Consider the following 16,522-nt stretch of genomic DNA (forward strand, 5'->3'; position numbering starts at 1 on the left):
TTAGGATTCTCACGTTTGTCTCTCCCAACAGTGTTGCTAGCAAGTTTCTGCGACGTGGGGAAGACAAACAATGAGGTAAACACCTCTATTTTTCGAAGAAAGTACCCTAGAGAGCCTCTTTTGGTGCGTGAACGACAAAAGCATACCGGTTGAGTGAAAAGTAAAAATGACCCGGAGCGCTTTTGGCTCGCAAATCTTCCACCCATTCCTGTATTTCTTCAGTCGACATTTTTTCAGACCGGATCAGATAGTCTGTAATCAAATTCGTTAGCTGGAAAGCGTACGTGCCTTCAGCAAAAGAAGTCTCCGACATGTGAAAGAGCTCACCCTGAATTCGATCGAATCCCGAGCGGATCAAGTATTCACGGATTCTGCGGCCTTGCCAGCCATCAGCTTCATGATCGGACCAGAGCAAAACAATGCGACGCGTTCTTTCCTTAAAACTACTGTTCCATACAATCGTGTCCCAATCCGTATCGGCCACAAATAACTTGCCTCCCGGCTTTAACACGCGCATGGTTTCGCGAAGCAGACTGATTGGTTCCTTTGAATATTCAAGAACCTGTATCATCATCACAGAATCAAACGTATGGTCGTTGTAGGGCAGGCGATGAGCATCGCCTGAATCATAGGTGATTCTGTCTTCATACGGCGAATTCCGCAGCTGATGCCTTGCAATCGCCAGCATCGGCTCACTGCTGTCGATTCCTGTGATGCGACACGCTCCCTGCAAGAATTCAGCAAGAGCGACAGCATTTGCACCGGTTCCGCAACCCACATCCAACACGTGCTCCGCCGGCTGAACATCGAAAAATGTGAAGTAATCGTGGCGGAGTTTTCGAATTGTTTCCGTCTGAAACAGGCGGTTCAGCTTCGAAGCTACATTTTCATCGAACTCAAAACCTGTCATAGGGAGCGCAGGCTGAGCTTGTTGAAAAATCCAGATGCTGGCGGTCCCAGTTGGAGCGCGGGTATCCTTGTCCGCAAAATGCTCGTCGAGGGATCAGGTTTTTGCGGACTGGAAGTCCGCGCTCCAACTGATTTTTGAACAAGCTCGGCTTCCACCCTGCATATGGGCCGCAGACATTTTGCCTGCATTCTAACTTCTGAACTTATACTCACTCAATTTTTCGATTGGCTGGTAATTTGGCAGTGTAAAGACAAATTTGCTTCCGTGTCCGAGCTGGCTCTCTGCCCAGATCCTTCCGCCATGGGCCTGGACAATCCCGCGGCAGATGCTTAATCCAAGACCGGTTCCCGTCTCTTTTAACTTGGCGGCGCCCGCGGTCCTGTAGAATTCGTCAAAAATCTTATCGCGGTCTTGATCGGAAATTCCGATGCCGGTGTCCTTCACCGTTACCTGAGCAAAACTGGCCACAAAGGTATCCCCTTGAACTTCCAGCGCCGGGATTTCATCAGCATGGATCTGAACGGTTCCTTTTTCATGAGTGTACTTAATCGCGTTGTCCAACAAGTTCAGCACGACCTGATAAACCTTATCGGCATCCAGATTCATCATGATCGGACGCTTCGCAAACACGAGAAGAAGTTGCTGGTGCTTTGATTGCGCCCGTGGTTTCAAAGTCCCGGCAGCTTTATCAATGATTGCAGTCAGGTCGCATTCCGTTTTCTGAATTTGCTGTTGCCCGGAGCGAACGCGCGAGAGATCCAGAAGTTCGTCCACCAGTTTTGCAAGACGGACGGCCTCATCATGAATGATCGATGCATGTCCCGCAATCTGCTCCTGATCGGAAACTTTCCCGCCCTTCAATCGTTCGGAATATCCTTGAATGACGGTCAAGGGAGTTCGAAACTCATGAGCCAGCATGTTGATGAAATCCGATTTCTTGCGATCCAGAGCGCGCAATTCCTGATTCTCCCGCTCGAACTTTTCCTTTTGCAGATTTTCCTCATACAACCTGGATTTGGAAATGGCACGGGATGCATGCTCCGCCAGAGCTTCAAACATGATAAGGTCCTCTTCGGTAAAAGTCCGCATGATGAACCTGCTATCCACATAAATGATTCCGATCACGATTTGATCTTGTCTCAGCGGGACGCAAAGTATCGTTCGTAAATCCAGATTTGTTACGCTATCGGCTTCCTTCAGACGCAGTTCCGATTGGGCGTCCCGCACCCATGCCGGTTGGCCGGTTTCCGCGACGCGATTCGCGAATGTCATGCTGATTTTGAAATTCTCCTGCGAAAGATCCTTTTTGGAAGCTGATCTTGCTACCCGGAATTCCATGCTTGCTTTCCTGTGCGGATGAGGAGTGATCACCGGATCATACAGTCTGTGATCCAGCTTGATGGGATTCTCCAGTAACATCAGGAAACCGCGTTCTGCGCCCGTGATTTCAACAGCGGAATCAACCACCTGTATCAAAAGTGTTTGCATATCGGTGGTCGAGTTTAATTCTTTCGAGAGATCGAGGAGAATGTTCAGGCGTCTGAGCTCTTTCCCCTCCTCGCTGAGCGAAGCAAAATCGCCCGGAGGGGTTGACGGTCGAGGCACATCCCTATCTTTCTTGTTAAACATCGATTTCCAGACTGGCCGGACTTATGATAACTCAAACGGATGGGTGGGGGCAAATCGGAAACCCGGCTGGAGTAGTTACTACGATATTAAATCTTATTCTGTAGTAGGGGCGACCCTTGTGGTCGCCCGCCGAGGGCAGGCACAAGGCCTGCCCCTACAAATCTATCTTAATTTTTTATGCAACCGCAGGCTCCAGCGGCGCGCCAGCGTCAGCTTCAAGAACAAATCCAGCAAAAGGCCGGCAACGGCCGGAAGGAGCAAGACGGCGGATAAACTCCAGGGAATTGCAAAGAGTAGCCACATCGTAGGAGCGCTGACGACCATCCCCAGATAAAGAAAGGTAAGAACGCGGATCACACTCCAGGGATTCCATCCCATCCATAAAGCCGACCCAGCGCGCGAGCTTCTTCTGGAAAGCTGCGCTACATAAAAATTCATGTAGTTTAATAGGGCGCTTCCAAGAACAAGCGCCAGAAAATTCAAACTCAAAAAGGCCAGAACGCAATAAAGAACTGTTTGTTTGAGATGAAAAAAAATCACCTGACGCGCTGAACCTTCCGGCAATTCGCCGGTTTCTATCCACCGCATCATGCTGTCCGAATATTCACTGCTGCGCCAGATGAGGCGCTCCATTCTTTCCGGTTCACGCCTGGAAAACCATAGAATCAGCACCGAGAGCAGCAGGGTCCAGAGCACCAGAATCAAAAAACCTCGCGCGAAAGAAACCTGAGCCTCCATTGCGAAGGGAAAGTACCCTGCTATCGCAGTAAGAACCGGCAGAGCCACCCGAGATTGGATCCACCTTGAGAGCAACACCGCGGCAGAAGTTAGAATCAGCACCAGAAGGCTGGAGATCATTATAATAAAGTACATGAAAATCGGACTTTTAACAGGTGGCGGGGATAGTCCAGGCTTAAACGCCGTGATTCGCGCTATCGTTCGTACCGCAACGATGCACTACGGTTTTTATGTAATGGGAATCGAAGATGGTTACGAAGGGCTTCTGGCCCCGATGAAAGTTCGACCTTTGAGTCTCGCAGATGTAAAAGGCATTTTGCAAATCGGCGGTACAATTCTCGGCACGAGCAACAGGGGAAATCCTTTCTCTTTTCGAACAAGAAATCAGAACGGAGAAATTGAAGTGCGTGACCGCTCCGAAGAATTGTTTGAAAACTACCGGCGTCTCCGCTTGGATGGCCTGATTGTGGTTGGCGGCGATGGCAGTCTTAAGCTGGCAAACGTCTTGATGGACAAAGGCATCCCCGTTGTTGGCGTTCCAAAAACCATTGACAATGATATTGCTGAAACTGAATACACATTCGGTTTTGATACTGCCGTTGCAACTGCAACGGAAGCGCTCGATAAACTTCATACGACCGCTGAAAGCCACCATCGTGTCATGTATCTGGAAGTTATGGGACGAAACTCGGGTTGGATCGCCATTCATGCCGGTCTGGCAGGAGGAGCAGATGTTATTTTGATTCCCGAAATACCGTTTCGAGTGGACCGCATTTGCGAAAAAATCGAGGAAAGAATTGCGATGGGACGCAACTTCAGCGTCGTGATAGTTGCGGAAGGAGCACGATCCATTGGAGGCGCACAAGTTTACATGGAGAAACCGGAACAGAGTCTTGGCAGTGGCCGTTTAGGTGGCGTAGCGGAACATATTTGCCGCGACGTAGCGGGGTTGATTCAACAAGAGTCGCGAGTCACTGTTCTCGGACATTTGCAACGGGGTGGAGCACCCACGCCTCACGATCGAGCCCTGGCAACGCGCTTCGGCTCAACAGCAGCACATTTCGTAGCGCAAAAGAAATTTGGAGTGATGTGCGCGCTTCAGTGCAATGAAATTGTGGGAGTCCCGATCGCTACCGCGGTCAGCAAATCGAAAACGGTGCCTCTTGACGGCGAGCTCGTGCGCATCGCGCGATCGCTCGGTATCTCCTTCGGGGATTAATTCTTACCGCAGAGCACGCAGAGAACGCCGAGTTGAAATTCTTTTTTCTCTGCGCTCTCTGCGTACTCTGCGGTGAATTAAATAAAACGGAAAAAGCGGATTTTGCTGATCGCGTGACCGGAAACTACACGCCAGTAAATCTTATCGTCTGAAAGCTTCAACAGTCTTTTTTCGATCTGCGGTGTGAGCGCGTAGGAAGGAAACGGACCGGCACTGACCTGAATCTTCCTGGCGAAGGAGCGTGTATTGGAAAACTCCACGATGTAGTTTGCGTCGGACCCTTCTTGCCAGCGGAACACGGGAAGTGGAAGGCCTCTTTGGGAAATATTTCTGACGTATTTGGCCCTGCGAATCGGAGTGATCTGAGTAAAGTATGGCGCGGGACTTCCGTACAGGAATCGAAGCGCAGCTTTATCATCTTTGGAAATTGCGTGCGATGGGCTGCCGGTAAGGTAAGGAAACATTTGCGCATTAGCGACACTCGTATGAGAGATTCCCAAAAGATGTCCTAGTTCATGAATCAGAGTCTGCGCTGCATCGATTCTCTTTTGATTATCTGCGTTCGATATTGTCCAGCGGTAGTGGTCGCCATTCATTAAGATATCCGCGTCAACAAGTGTTGGAGGATCTTCCAGCCAGTAACTATACTTTGTCACCGCCAGTGTATACGAAGAATACTGCCATCCACTTTCAATCCACTGAACGGAGTTCACACCATCGGTGCTGCTGCTTGCTTGCACAATCGTGATGCCGGCATAATGAAATCTCATGTTTTGATTCGAAACACCCTGCCACGCGTCGAGCGCGTCGATCAATGCCTGTTCCGACTGACCGAGGGACAAATCAGCTGATCCGCGACTATCAAGCGACACTTGAATAGGGCCTTCCTCCAAATCCCAGCTCAGATAAGCGTTTGGTGAGATCTGCGGAATCATTCGCAATTCAAAACAGAAGGCTGAACTGCACAGGAACAAACTCAGAGCCGCAGCAAGCATTCGCATCAACGGCCTCTCCCGGAATCCTTCTGAAAATCCTTCAGAAAGTCTTCCATCTTCTTTGGTTCCTTCGTTCCATCCGAACGAACCGCGTATTCCTGATCGTTCTTTCGCACGATTCTGTAAAAGCCCTGATTCCATCCGTAAAGGCTGGGATAAGCAGGGGGCAGCGATTCAAGGAAGAAGACTCCACGCTCGTTGTTCCTCATCTCGGGAACACCATCCACTCGCGTCACGAGCGTCCGTCCATCAATGGATTGTTGACCACCGGGAATTCGGAACTGAACGGACGAATTCGAGTTCCCTTTCAAATTTCTTTCAACTTGCAAGGTAACGATCGTCCATACATTTCCGTTCTGAGTTTCGTATTGCACTTTCGCAACTTGCGCCAAAACCACGGAGTTTGCCCCTGTTCGGAGCTCTTCATCGGTGAATCTTTTAATAGTTGTGGCGCTTGCTACGGCCGCTATCAGAACTAGAACCAGGATGGTGCTTTTCAAACGTCCCCTCTTGGGCAGAAGAGCAAAATCTATGCCCGGGCTAGAGCAAGATGGTCTCGACACTGTTGTTCAACAAAAATGTCATCGTGGAGATAATCCGTGACAAATTGCGTCTCACGGATGTGACACATTTGCGCCAGGCAGTTTAATTCTAGAGAGAAGGACAGTCGAAACCAATCCCAGCAGGAGCATCAGTATCCACATGGTTGCAGCGCCGTATTTTTCCATAAGGACCGTGCCGAACCAGGGGCCGAAGGTAAACGCTATACTGAAGGCCATGGTGTAAAAACCCATGTACTGTCCTTGTCTGTTTTGCGGGGCAATATCCGCAACATATGCCGCACAGCCGGGGAGAAAAATCATTTCGCCAAAGGTCCAAACAACAACGGTAATGAGCACAGTCAGAAAATTCGTCGCAAGAACCAGGCCTCCAAAACCCAGCGCAATCAGCAAACTGCCAAGTGATAAAGATCGGCGGAAGTTCCAATGGGAAGTGTAAATATTCAGTGGAACTTCCAACAGAATGACAAGAATTGTGTTGAAGGTGAATGACAATCCGTATTTTGCTTCCGATAGTTTCAAATCCTGCACCATGTAAAGCGGCATAGTGGAGATATGCTGAAAGAAAGTGATGACAATCGGCAGAAGGGCAATCAGGAAATACATGAATGCAGGATCTTTCCAGGCAAAACCGGAATTTTCAGGTGCTGGAGTTTCAGTTTTATGAGTTTCGGTTTGCCGTGCTCTTTTTTGAAGCCCGGCAACCACAATGATTCCGCCGGCAAGAGAAGTCAGACCATCGATCAAAAAAATATAGAAAAAGGAAATGCCGGCAAGGAAGCCACCAAGCGCAGGTCCGAAACTCATTCCAAGATTGATTGCTTGCCGAAATAGCGCGAATGCGGTTTTGCGTTGTTCCGGCTGAACAGATGTCGTTACGAGCGTTGCGCTTGCAGGACGAAACATCTCGGAAGTAATCGCCAGCAATAAAGTCATGACAACAACACCCGCAAGACTTGTCACCAGGGGAAAGGCGCACAGGAAAATGCTGGAAAGGAAAAGGGAGATCTTCAAGATCCGGTCCGCTCCGAAACGATCGCAAAGCATCCCGGACAGTGGAGCTGTGATCATTGCACCGACGCCATAGAGCGCAAGAAGGAAACCGGCCTGCGGAACGTTAAAATGCAGTTCCCGTGTGAAATAGAGCACCATGAATGGCAAAACCATGGAGCCAAGCCGGTTGATCAGCGTTGTAACAAACAGAATCCAGAGATCGCGCGGCATTTCGCGCATCTGTGACCAAAATTTCATGGGATGATTTTACCGCCGAGATCGCAGAGATCGCAGAGAAAAAATTCTCATTCTTCTCTCTGCGTTCTCAGCGTCCTCTGCGGTGAACTAAACAAGGAGGAAATCGATTTCGCGTTTATCGCGATCCACGCGCACAACCTGAACCTGAACAGGGTCACCCAGACGGTAAACTTTGCCCGTGCGGCGGCCTTTAAAGAAGTGTCTTTTATCGTGATAGACGTAGTTGTCATCATCCATGTACTTCAACGGGATCAAACCTTCCACGAAGAAATCTTGAAGCTCGACAAACATCCCGTACGGAGCAACTCCGGAAATATGGCCGGAATAGACTTCTCCCAGCTTATCCTTCATAAACTCGACCTTCTTTAACTGTATGAACTCCCTTTCTGCATCATCGGCTTTCCGCTCTGTGATCGAACAATGCTCCGCCATCTCAGGAATCCGCAAACCCATTTTCTCGGCGCGAGTGATAGCCGCTTTCTTGTTTGAAAGAATCGCCTTTAAAATGCGATGGACCAGCAGGTCGGGGTATCTACGAATCGGAGATGTGAAATGGGTATAACTATCCAGCGCCAGGCCGAAGTGACCGGAGTTTTTCGCATCATACCGCGCGCGCGCCATGCTACGCAGCAGAAGAACATTCAAAAATCGTTCTTCCGGTTTCCCTTCCGCTTTTGATAGGAGTTTCTGCAGATCCCTGGGCTGAATCTTTTGTGGATCAGTGGGAAGATGGTATCCGAGACTCGCCGCAACAGTTGCAAAATCCATGATCCGTTCCGCAGGTGGAGAATCGTGAACGCGATAAACTCCAGGCAGTTTGCTGTTGCTGATGTGAGTGGCGACAACTTCATTGGTCAGCAACATGAATTCTTCGATGATACGATGAGCAATGTTGCGCTCGGCTTTCACGACGCCGGTCATTCTGCCGGTGGTTAAATCAATAATGACCTCCGGTTCCGGAAGATCAAAATCGATGCTTCCCCGCTTCCGGCGATTCGCCATGAGAATCAGAGCAAGCTTTTTCATTGACAAGAACATATCCACCAGTGGTTCATACCGGCGCAGCAACTCGGGATCATGGTCCTCCACGATCCCTTTCACAGCGGAATAAGTCATACGCTCATTGCTGTTAATCACACTTGGATAGATGTGATAGTCGATTAGCTTTCCTTGAGAGTCGATCCGCATTACAACCGACATCGTGAGGCGGTCCACCTGTGGATTCAAACTGCAGATCTCATTAGAAAGCCGTTCCGGTAACATCGGAATCACAATGTCCGGAAAATACACTGAGTTTCCGCGATCCAGCGCTTCTTCATCCAGAACCGAATGCTCACGAACATAATGCGCGACGTCTGCAATGTGTACACCCAGCATGAAATTCCCATTTTTGAATGGAGTGATGCTGATCGCATCATCAAAATCCCGTGCTTTCTGACCATCAATCGTAACCGTGTACCACTGGCGAAAGTCTTTGCGACCTTCGTAATCTTCCGGACGGATATAAGCAACGTCTTCCGCTTCTTTGATCACTTCCACAGAGAATTCACGCGGCAGCTGGTATTTGCTGATGATGATTTTGGCATCGAGATCCGGCTCACCATGAAATCCAAGCAGGGAAATGACGCGAGCTTCCGGTGGACTTCCATCTGCGATTAATTCCGCTTCCACCATCATTCCGTCCGTGGCGCCATTAAAATTCTTTGTGCTGACTAAAGGTGTAACCTGCAGTTTCTTGTCCCAAGGAATGACACGACCATAACTCCGACCGGTTTCAAAAGTGCCAATGATGTTCTTCGTTTTGCGATCCAGGACACGAATCACCTGCCCTTCCGCCTTTTTTTGGCCCTTCGGTTTGAGAATGCGAACTAGGACACGGTCCCCATGAAGCGCGCCGGCTGTTGCCCCCGGTGGAATGAAGATATCTTCTTTGCTTTTGTCAGTAGGAAGCACGAATGCAAAACCGCCGCGGTATTGCTGCATGGTTCCTTCAACCCGCGTCTCTTCCGTGTGCGGCGCCGGAACCCTCTTTTTCGTAGCCGGTTTCTTTCCGGTGTCCCGCCACTGGAATAATCCTTCTTGAACTTGCGCAATCCGGTCCCGCCTTGAAAGCTCTCTTAGAAACCGGCGGAATTCTTTGAAATCCTTTTTCTTAACACGCAATTTCTTAGCGAGCTGTTTGGAGCTGTACGCAGCATTTTTGTGTGTGGACAGAAATTGAATCACTTGCTCTTCGAGAGGATGCTGTCGCTTCGCTTTCTTCATGCTCTAACTCTAATTCGCAAACACGAAAACGCAAAGGTATGTAAAGTAAACCGCCAGAGCGCCAAGGTCGCCAAAAAGAGAAATTACCTGCTCTTAAATCTTGGCGTCTTGGCGGTTTAAAAAGAATCTTTTGACAGGGCCGGGCGTTTTATATAAGACTGAGCGTGTATGAACGAGCCTGCTTCAGATGAAGTGCTGATGTTGCGCTACAAAGACGGTGATCTGAGCGCATTTGAAGTCATCATTGAAAAACACCAGCAGCCGCTCTTCTCGTTCGTCTACAGATTTTGCAACGACTACCACCAGGCTCAGGATCTCGTTCAGGACGTATTTTTACGATTGGTCAAGATGGCAAAAAACTACGAACCGAAGGCAAAGTTCACAACGTATCTTTATACGATTGCCCATAATGTTTGCATTGACTATTTACGGCGAAAAAAGAAGAGACAAAGTGTTTCCTTGTCCGACCCAATTGATGCAGAAAACGGGATGACTCTGGAGGAGACCATGAAAGATGGACGCGCAAATCCCCAGCGCGATTTTCAACAAAAGAGTTTCGAGCAAGCCCTGCATCAGGCAGTTGAGGATTTGCCTCCTGAGCAGAGGGAAGTATTCTTATTAAGAGAGCAGCAAAATCTCGCGTTCGATGAAATTGCAAGGATCGTGGGATGCTTGCCCAGCACGGCAAAAAGCCGCATGAGATATGCGCTTCAAAGCATCCGCGAGAAACTGCAAAATAAATTTTCACTGGCAGATATTGTATGAGCATGAATTGTAAAAAGGCTGAAGAATACCTGGTGGATTATCTCTACCAGGAGCTTCAAGCCAAAAAGACTCTGGAGATCGAGAAGCACCTCCGCAGCTGCCCTCAGTGCGCAAAGACGCTGGAGAGCTGGCGCGCGATTCACCGCGCTTACCAGCGCAATGCGTTTTCGGAGGAACCGCAAATCGCTCCTTACTTCAAGCAAAAGATTCTTGCAGTCGCTGAAGAGGAGTTGTCCCGTTCTCCCTCGTGGACAGAACGACTTATCTTCGCGGTCAAGGTTGCCACCGTACCGCTCGCAATCTTCGTCATCGTTTTGTTTCTTAATGAGCCAAAGAAGATGGCAATGCAGAGACCGCAACCGGAACCGGTTGCGCCAGCCACTAAGTCCGAAGTGGCGCCGGATGTGCAACAAAAACTGGAGACTCCGCTGGCCGGCGAGAGAAAGCAAGATTCAACTGGCTTTGAAGCAAAACGAAGCGAAGCCGATTACGTGGATAACCTGAAAGCACGACCGTATGATCAGCGGCTCGACAAAGATCTTGCAGAAAAGAACAAGGAAGCAGGAAGCGACCCGCCTGCAGGCCGTATAGTTGCGAATGAACAGGCGGCTGCTCCGCCAATGTCGGCTCCCGCTGAAGAGGTTCAGCAACACGGAGCTCAGACCGACTACGAACAATCTAAAACAGAAGCGGCGGCACTCAAAAAAGGGCGCATAGCGGAAACCGCGGATGATTCATATCGGAGAGCAAAAGAAGGCCTGGATAGAAACGATATTCAAGAATGGCGAGAGAATTCTCAAAGAGCGGTTCTTATGGATAACAAGAAAACTCTTGCAAGCGATTTTTATGCCGCCGGCAATACTTACCAGAGCCGTGGTGAATACGGAAAAGCAATTGCACAGTACAAGCTGTTGCAAAGCAATTATAGAGATTACCATCAGATGGACGACGTGCTTCTCCGGCTCGGGGATTCATTAGCCGAGGTGGGTGAGTTCGACGAAGCCGTAAAAACGTATCGCCAGGTTTCACCTTCGCAACGAAGAGTCGCCACCGAACGGATCCAGCGACTTCAAAAGAAACAGGAAGCGCAGAAACAATTGCGCTCACTGGGTTATGTCAGTTCAGACAAAGACAAAGAGTGAAAATCCTCGCGATTTGTTTACTGTTCTTGTTTCCTGCGATTGGCTGTACACCCACAATTACAAAGCTGGAGATTGTTCGAATCGCCAATATTCGCCTGGATTCCGTGACTCCTGAAATCCTAACGATGAGGGCCGAGCTGGCCATCCGGAATCCTTATTCTTCTTCCGCGCGTTTGAAAAACATCAGCCTCGATCTGGCACTGGTGGATCAGTTTATTGCTTACGGCAAACTCACAAAACCTGTAGATCTGGAAGGAAACTCTGTGTCTGTCATAGATGTGCCACTTGCCCTTCAATGCAAGAAAGTGACTTCAAAAGATTTCGAGGCGCTTCTATCGCGGGAAATTCCATACCGAATTCAGGGATCGGCTGAGCTCGAAAGGCCGTTTGGTCCAAAGACTCTCCCGATCCAAATTAAGAACCGCATGAATGCGCCGGGCCGGCTACAGATTCTTTTGAAACACAAGAGCGCTTTGTCCATTCTTTCTCTGGAAGCGAATGGAACCAGACAACTGCTCTTTTTGATTCGCAACAAAAGGTTAAAGGTTCGTTTCAACAATCCATTTGCATTTCCGCTCACGATTCAGGATCTGCGGTATGAAGTGAAGCTGGGAAAAGATGTGGTCGCTGATGGGGAGTCTGAAAGCTACCTTACGTTGGTCCCCGGGAAAAACCACCTTGAGCTCGGGGTGAAGCCGCGTCCCATGGGTGCTGTGGAAGGACTCTTTAAGGGCTTCCTGGACCGACAATTGCCTGATTTCACTCTGTCATCGGAATTCCGCATCGCCCGCGAAAACCGCGATCTGCTCGTCCGCCTCATCTACTCACCGGATTAAGCATTAACCGCCAAGGCGCCAAGGGCGCCAGGTCAATTCAAATTTTCTTTTTCTTGGCGTCTTGGCGTCTTGGCGGTTCAGATTAAATCTTTTCGTGCTGTGGCTCGTTCATAGTGGTTGGAGGGTCGAATCAATGAGAAAGCCAATTCTAATTATCGGATTGTTCGTAGCAATAGCAGCCATTGCGTTTGTATATGCAACGCAAACCATTTCCGTAAAACCAAACCCACCTTTTATCACAAAGCACATCACTCCCTATGGAAAGGGACAGGCTGGAAATGTTCAATTTGAATGGAAGCTGGCCAACCCGTACATGTTGCGCCAGTCAGGATCGGGTGACGCGTTCCTGGATTTGAGAATCACCGGAAAGAGCATGTCCGGCGAAGAAAGAAAGCCGATGAATCTTGTGCTTGTCATCGACCGGAGCGGTTCCATGGCAGACGAAAATAAACTCGAGCAGGTCAAGGAAGCGGCCGTCGCAATCCTTAACCAGATGAATTCCGTGGATCGTCTGGGAATCGTGATTTATGACGATGTGGTAAACACGATTTTGCCTTCAACAAAAGTAGAGAATACGCAAACCATTCGCGAACTTTTGTACTCACTGAGTCCGGGGGGCAGCACGAACCTGGCAGGGGGCCTGCAACAGGGTTTCGAAGAAGTCCGCAAAAACTTCAGGCCGGAGCACGTTAATCGAGTGGTTCTGCTTTCCGATGGTCTGGCGAATGTCGGGATCATTGATCCTGAACAGATTGCAGCACTCGCGCGCAGCATTCGCGAGCGCTCCATCTCCGTGTCTACGATGGGTGTGGGGATCGACTACAACGAAACGTTGATGGCAAACGTGGCCGATCATAGTGGCGGAAACTACTACCATATTAGTAAGGAAATCAATATGGCGGATGTGTTTCGCCGTGAATGGAATCTGATGCAAAGCTTGATTGCGAACAATGCCGTGGCTTCGCTGGAGCTTGCGAGCAGCGTTGAAGTGATGGACGTTGCTGGTTTTCAGTGGAACGTGCAGAATGGGAAGCTGCGAATACAGGTTCCGGACATTTATAGCGGTGAAACCAAACGGGTTCTTGTACATCTTCGCGCGCCTGCCAATGTGAAGACGATGGTATCTCTCGGTAAAGGGGAATTCACCTACACGGCCATCACTTCGGATAAGCCGGAAACGATTGCACAGAGTTTTCTGCCGTCCATTCAAGTCATCGAAGACCGGAACACAGTAGCCGCAAATTACGATCGCGAAGTGCAATCAAAAGTGGCCGCGGTGGAAGCAAGCAAAAAGATGGAAGAAGCTTATCGGAGATGGGAATCCGGAGACGACAAAGGCGCATACGACGTTGCCCAGGAAGCTAACTCCGAGTTGAGAGCGCTCGGCTATACCCAAAATGATGCGCAGGTTTCTCGATATGACGAGCTTGTCAATGCTCTATCCGCGCCTGCTGCGGTAGCGCCTGAAGCTAAAAAAGACATTCTTAAGAGACAAAAAGCCGCGGACAGAAACGCGCGACAAACTACGCCTCAATAAGGAGGTGACCTATGTGGATACTGGATTCACTTGCCGAAGTGAAAATCAAAAAGCCCTTCATGATCCTCTGGTTAACGCTGGGAGCAGCCTTTCTGCTCCTGGCAAATTTCTTTTCACGAAATGCTTTGTATCACCCGCTGACTTACGCATTAACAGCCGTCAGCATCTGGGTGTTATGGCAAAAGAATAAAGCGCCGCTGAATGGATTGATCCTTCCCGGAATCGCCGTTGCCGCGTTTTTACTCTTCCCGGATTACTTGATTCCGTTCAGTCTTCTGTTCACATTTGCGATAGGAAAAGTTGTTTTCGCGGAAAACTTCAGAATCTGGAAGTGGCTGCTTTCCTCAGGATTGCTGTTGATCACATTTCCCATCGTTGGAAACTGGCAAAACATTCCTGAAGTCCGGAACGTTCTACCTTACCCCTATTATCATCTGATTCATGCGGCCGTTCATGCTTTCTGTATTCAGTTTTCATTGCTTCCCTTTCAGCTTCGAAAAGATTCGGTGCTGGAAGCGTTCGATCACTACACATGGAAAACTTCGTCAGATGCTTACAAGCTGGCCTCCGAAACCGTGGCGCTTTACAGCAAGATTCAATCGATGATCAGAACGAAGGAAAGCAATCCAAAAATTGAACAGGACCTGGAAGACTATACAGAAAGAGTGCTTCATCAGAGTTATCGATTGCAGGAGATCAGCGGCGAACTCTCCAAAGTGCAGATCGCAGCATTGGAACAACAGATCTCTTTTCTGAAGGAAAAACTGCAAACCCTGGAGGACATCACGGCCAGGATTCAGTACGAACAGGCCCTGCACAACAAAGAGAAGCAGATGGAACAGTATGAAAAGTTGCAGATGCAATACGAGCGCTTGCTTGCGCAGATCATCAATTACAATTCTTCACTGGAAAACGTTCGTTTTGCGTATGCCAATCAGGACTTGCAAAAAGCATCCGGTTCCAATGAAAACATTGAAATGTTTATGGATCTCGTGAAGGCGCGCGCTGAGGGTTTTGCCGGCAGTTTCTGAGAGTCTAAAAACTGAAATGGATATCTTCTTCGTCCGGAAGATCCATGAATTCCAGAACAGAACGGCCGACCCGTTCATAAAACTGCTCGCTGAAGGATTTGTACATTCCAAAGTTTTCATCGAGCGTAGCTTTTTCGACTCGCATCATGGGGACAAACATCGTGCTGAGACTCATGGACTCGGTATTATTCGCAACGGAGCGAACCCAATCTTGAAAAGAGTTGATATCGATTCCGCGGAGGGTGACGCCAAAACTATTGATCGAAATCAGAACCCCCCAGATTTTTTCGCGAGGATTTTGCAAGCTCAAAATGACTGCAGAACGTGTGGTCAAATTTTTAGGCACGCTCCACCACCGCAGCAATTCCCTGTCCGCCGCCGATGCATAACCCGGCCAGACCGAGGTTGTATCCGTGATCTTCCATAGCATGAAGCAATGTCACCAGCACTCTTGCGCCGCTCGCGCCGATGGGATGTCCCAATGCGATTGCTCCTCCCCGTATGTTGACCCTTTCCGGATCGATTTTCAACTGCGATAAAACAGCAAGAGATTGAACGGCAAAAGCCTCGTTCAGCTCAAATAGCTCTATGTCGGAAATCTTCAAGCCCGCCTTTTGCAAAGCAATCTGAACTGCCGGTATCGGCCCTAATCCCATCACAGAAGGCTCGACACCCGCCGACGCATAAGCTCGGAGATAACCGATTGGCTTTATGCCACGAGTTCCGGCGTTCTCTTCGCTCATCAGCACGACGGCTGCAGCGCCATCATTAATGCCCGAAGCATTCCCGGCCGTTACACTGCCTCCTTCTTTGAAAGCAGGTTTCAATTTCGTGAGGGAGTCCATATTCGTTTCGGCACGCGGATATTCATCCGTATCAAACATCTTCGGTTCACCTTTTTTTTGCGGAATCGCAACGGGAACGATTTCCCGTTTAAATTTTCCCTCCGCAATGGCGGCAACCGCGCGTCGTTGACTTAGCGCAGCAAATTCATCCTGAGCTGCTCGGGTGATTCCGTATTGCTCCGCGATGTTTTCTGCGGTGATTCCCATGTGAACCTCGCACATCGCGCAGGACAATCCTTCGCTGATCATCGAATCGATCAGCTCACCGTGTCCCAGACGGTAACCGTACCGCGCCTCTGCCAACAGATAGGGCGCGCGGCTCATGTTCTCCGTGCCGCCGCACACAACAATCTGCGTATCTCCGCAGCGAATCGCCTGCGCGCCCAGCGTGATTGCTTTCAGACCGGAGCCGCATACTTTGTTGATCGTTGTTGCCGGCACACTCACTGGAATTTTGGCTTTGATTGCAGCTTGTCGCGCCGGATTCTGACCCAGACCGGCTTGCAAAACATTTCCGATCAAAACTTCATCAACTTCGTCCGGACGTACTCTGGAACGATCCAAAGCTTCCCGGATGCACACTCCCGCCAGATCAACGGCAGATGTATTTACCAGCGCTCCTCCGAATTTTCCAATCGCTGTCCTTACTGCAGATGTAATCGCAATTCGCATAACAACCTCGTTTTAGCTCGTACTACTTGACGTTGAACTTCTTGTTTTTTTAGAAGGATTTTCGCAAAAGGATATTAAACCGCAGAATATCGAACAAAGGAACTCCGAACCGCAGAAGTATAGCGCG

At 49.3% G+C, this 16,522-nt stretch carries 15 protein-coding genes; 6 read left to right on the forward strand and 9 right to left on the reverse strand.

Annotated features, from left to right (window positions below; genetic code table 11):
• Positions 1 to 106: 106 nt before the first annotated feature.
• The 3 genes from L0156_01150 to L0156_01160 all read right to left on the reverse strand — a co-directional run bounded on the left by L0156_01150 (position 107) and on the right by L0156_01160 (position 3,412).
• On the reverse strand, positions 107 to 910 hold the full coding sequence (locus tag L0156_01150) for a methyltransferase domain-containing protein (protein MCI0601599.1): 804 nt from the start codon (positions 908 to 910) through the stop codon (positions 107 to 109).
• A 189-nt stretch (positions 911 to 1,099) separates the two neighbouring features.
• Complete coding sequence (locus tag L0156_01155) at positions 1,100 to 2,539, reverse strand: GAF domain-containing sensor histidine kinase (GenBank protein ID MCI0601600.1); 1,440 nt, start codon at positions 2,537 to 2,539, stop codon at positions 1,100 to 1,102.
• 162 nt (positions 2,540 to 2,701) lie between these two features.
• Complete coding sequence (locus L0156_01160) at positions 2,702 to 3,412, reverse strand: hypothetical protein (protein MCI0601601.1); 711 nt, start codon at positions 3,410 to 3,412, stop codon at positions 2,702 to 2,704.
• Between L0156_01160 and L0156_01165 the strand changes: the two genes are divergently transcribed.
• The gene (locus L0156_01165) at positions 3,411 to 4,496 is read left to right on the forward strand and encodes an ATP-dependent 6-phosphofructokinase (GenBank protein ID MCI0601602.1); all 1,086 of its coding nucleotides are present in this window, start codon (positions 3,411 to 3,413) and stop codon (positions 4,494 to 4,496) included. The genes L0156_01160 and L0156_01165 overlap by 2 nt on opposite strands.
• A gap of 77 nt (positions 4,497 to 4,573) precedes the next feature.
• On the opposite strand, the gene L0156_01170 is transcribed toward L0156_01165, so the two are convergent.
• From L0156_01170 to rnr, 4 genes are all read right to left on the reverse strand, one after another.
• Positions 4,574 to 5,497: a matrixin family metalloprotease gene (locus L0156_01170; protein MCI0601603.1), complete on the reverse strand. Its 924-nt coding sequence runs from the start codon at positions 5,495 to 5,497 to the stop codon at positions 4,574 to 4,576.
• Complete coding sequence (locus tag L0156_01175) at positions 5,497 to 5,991, reverse strand: hypothetical protein (protein MCI0601604.1); 495 nt, start codon at positions 5,989 to 5,991, stop codon at positions 5,497 to 5,499. Before L0156_01175 ends, L0156_01170 begins: the two co-directional genes overlap by 1 nt.
• 114 nt (positions 5,992 to 6,105) lie before the next feature.
• On the reverse strand, positions 6,106 to 7,302 hold the full coding sequence (locus L0156_01180; protein ID MCI0601605.1) for an MFS transporter: 1,197 nt from the start codon (positions 7,300 to 7,302) through the stop codon (positions 6,106 to 6,108).
• A gap of 87 nt (positions 7,303 to 7,389) precedes the next feature.
• Positions 7,390 to 9,567, reverse strand: a complete 2,178-nt coding sequence (rnr, locus tag L0156_01185) for a ribonuclease R (GenBank protein MCI0601606.1) — start codon at positions 9,565 to 9,567, stop codon at positions 7,390 to 7,392.
• 168 nt (positions 9,568 to 9,735) lie between these two features.
• On the opposite strand from rnr, the gene L0156_01190 reads away from it, so the two are divergent.
• The 5 genes from L0156_01190 to L0156_01210 all read left to right on the forward strand — a co-directional run bounded on the left by L0156_01190 (position 9,736) and on the right by L0156_01210 (position 14,878).
• Positions 9,736 to 10,332, forward strand: a complete 597-nt coding sequence (locus tag L0156_01190) for an RNA polymerase sigma factor (protein MCI0601607.1) — start codon at positions 9,736 to 9,738, stop codon at positions 10,330 to 10,332.
• A 2-nt stretch (positions 10,333 to 10,334) separates the two neighbouring features.
• The gene (locus L0156_01195) at positions 10,335 to 11,474 is read left to right on the forward strand and encodes a zf-HC2 domain-containing protein (GenBank protein MCI0601608.1); all 1,140 of its coding nucleotides are present in this window, start codon (positions 10,335 to 10,337) and stop codon (positions 11,472 to 11,474) included.
• Complete coding sequence (locus tag L0156_01200; GenBank protein ID MCI0601609.1) at positions 11,471 to 12,310, forward strand: LEA type 2 family protein; 840 nt, start codon at positions 11,471 to 11,473, stop codon at positions 12,308 to 12,310. Before L0156_01195 ends, L0156_01200 begins: the two co-directional genes overlap by 4 nt.
• 133 nt (positions 12,311 to 12,443) lie before the next feature.
• Positions 12,444 to 13,847, forward strand: coding sequence for a VWA domain-containing protein (locus L0156_01205; GenBank protein ID MCI0601610.1), 1,404 nt, complete (start codon positions 12,444 to 12,446; stop codon positions 13,845 to 13,847).
• An 11-nt stretch (positions 13,848 to 13,858) separates the two neighbouring features.
• Positions 13,859 to 14,878, forward strand: coding sequence for a hypothetical protein (locus L0156_01210; GenBank protein ID MCI0601611.1), 1,020 nt, complete (start codon positions 13,859 to 13,861; stop codon positions 14,876 to 14,878).
• A gap of 4 nt (positions 14,879 to 14,882) precedes the next feature.
• Here the strand turns inward: L0156_01210 and L0156_01215 are convergent, their stop codons facing one another.
• Together L0156_01215 and L0156_01220 are read right to left on the reverse strand one after the other, a co-directional pair.
• Entirely contained in the window at positions 14,883 to 15,224 is a 342-nt protein-coding gene (locus L0156_01215; GenBank protein ID MCI0601612.1) for a hypothetical protein, read from the reverse strand.
• Entirely contained in the window at positions 15,217 to 16,395 is a 1,179-nt protein-coding gene (locus L0156_01220; GenBank protein ID MCI0601613.1) for an acetyl-CoA C-acetyltransferase, read from the reverse strand. The genes L0156_01215 and L0156_01220 overlap by 8 nt, the downstream gene beginning before the upstream one ends.
• Positions 16,396 to 16,522: the final 127 nt, after the last annotated feature.

The sequence above is a fragment of the bacterium genome, from assembly GCA_022616075.1.
In the GTDB taxonomy this organism is placed as follows: domain Bacteria; phylum Acidobacteriota; class HRBIN11; order JAKEFK01; family JAKEFK01; genus JAKEFK01.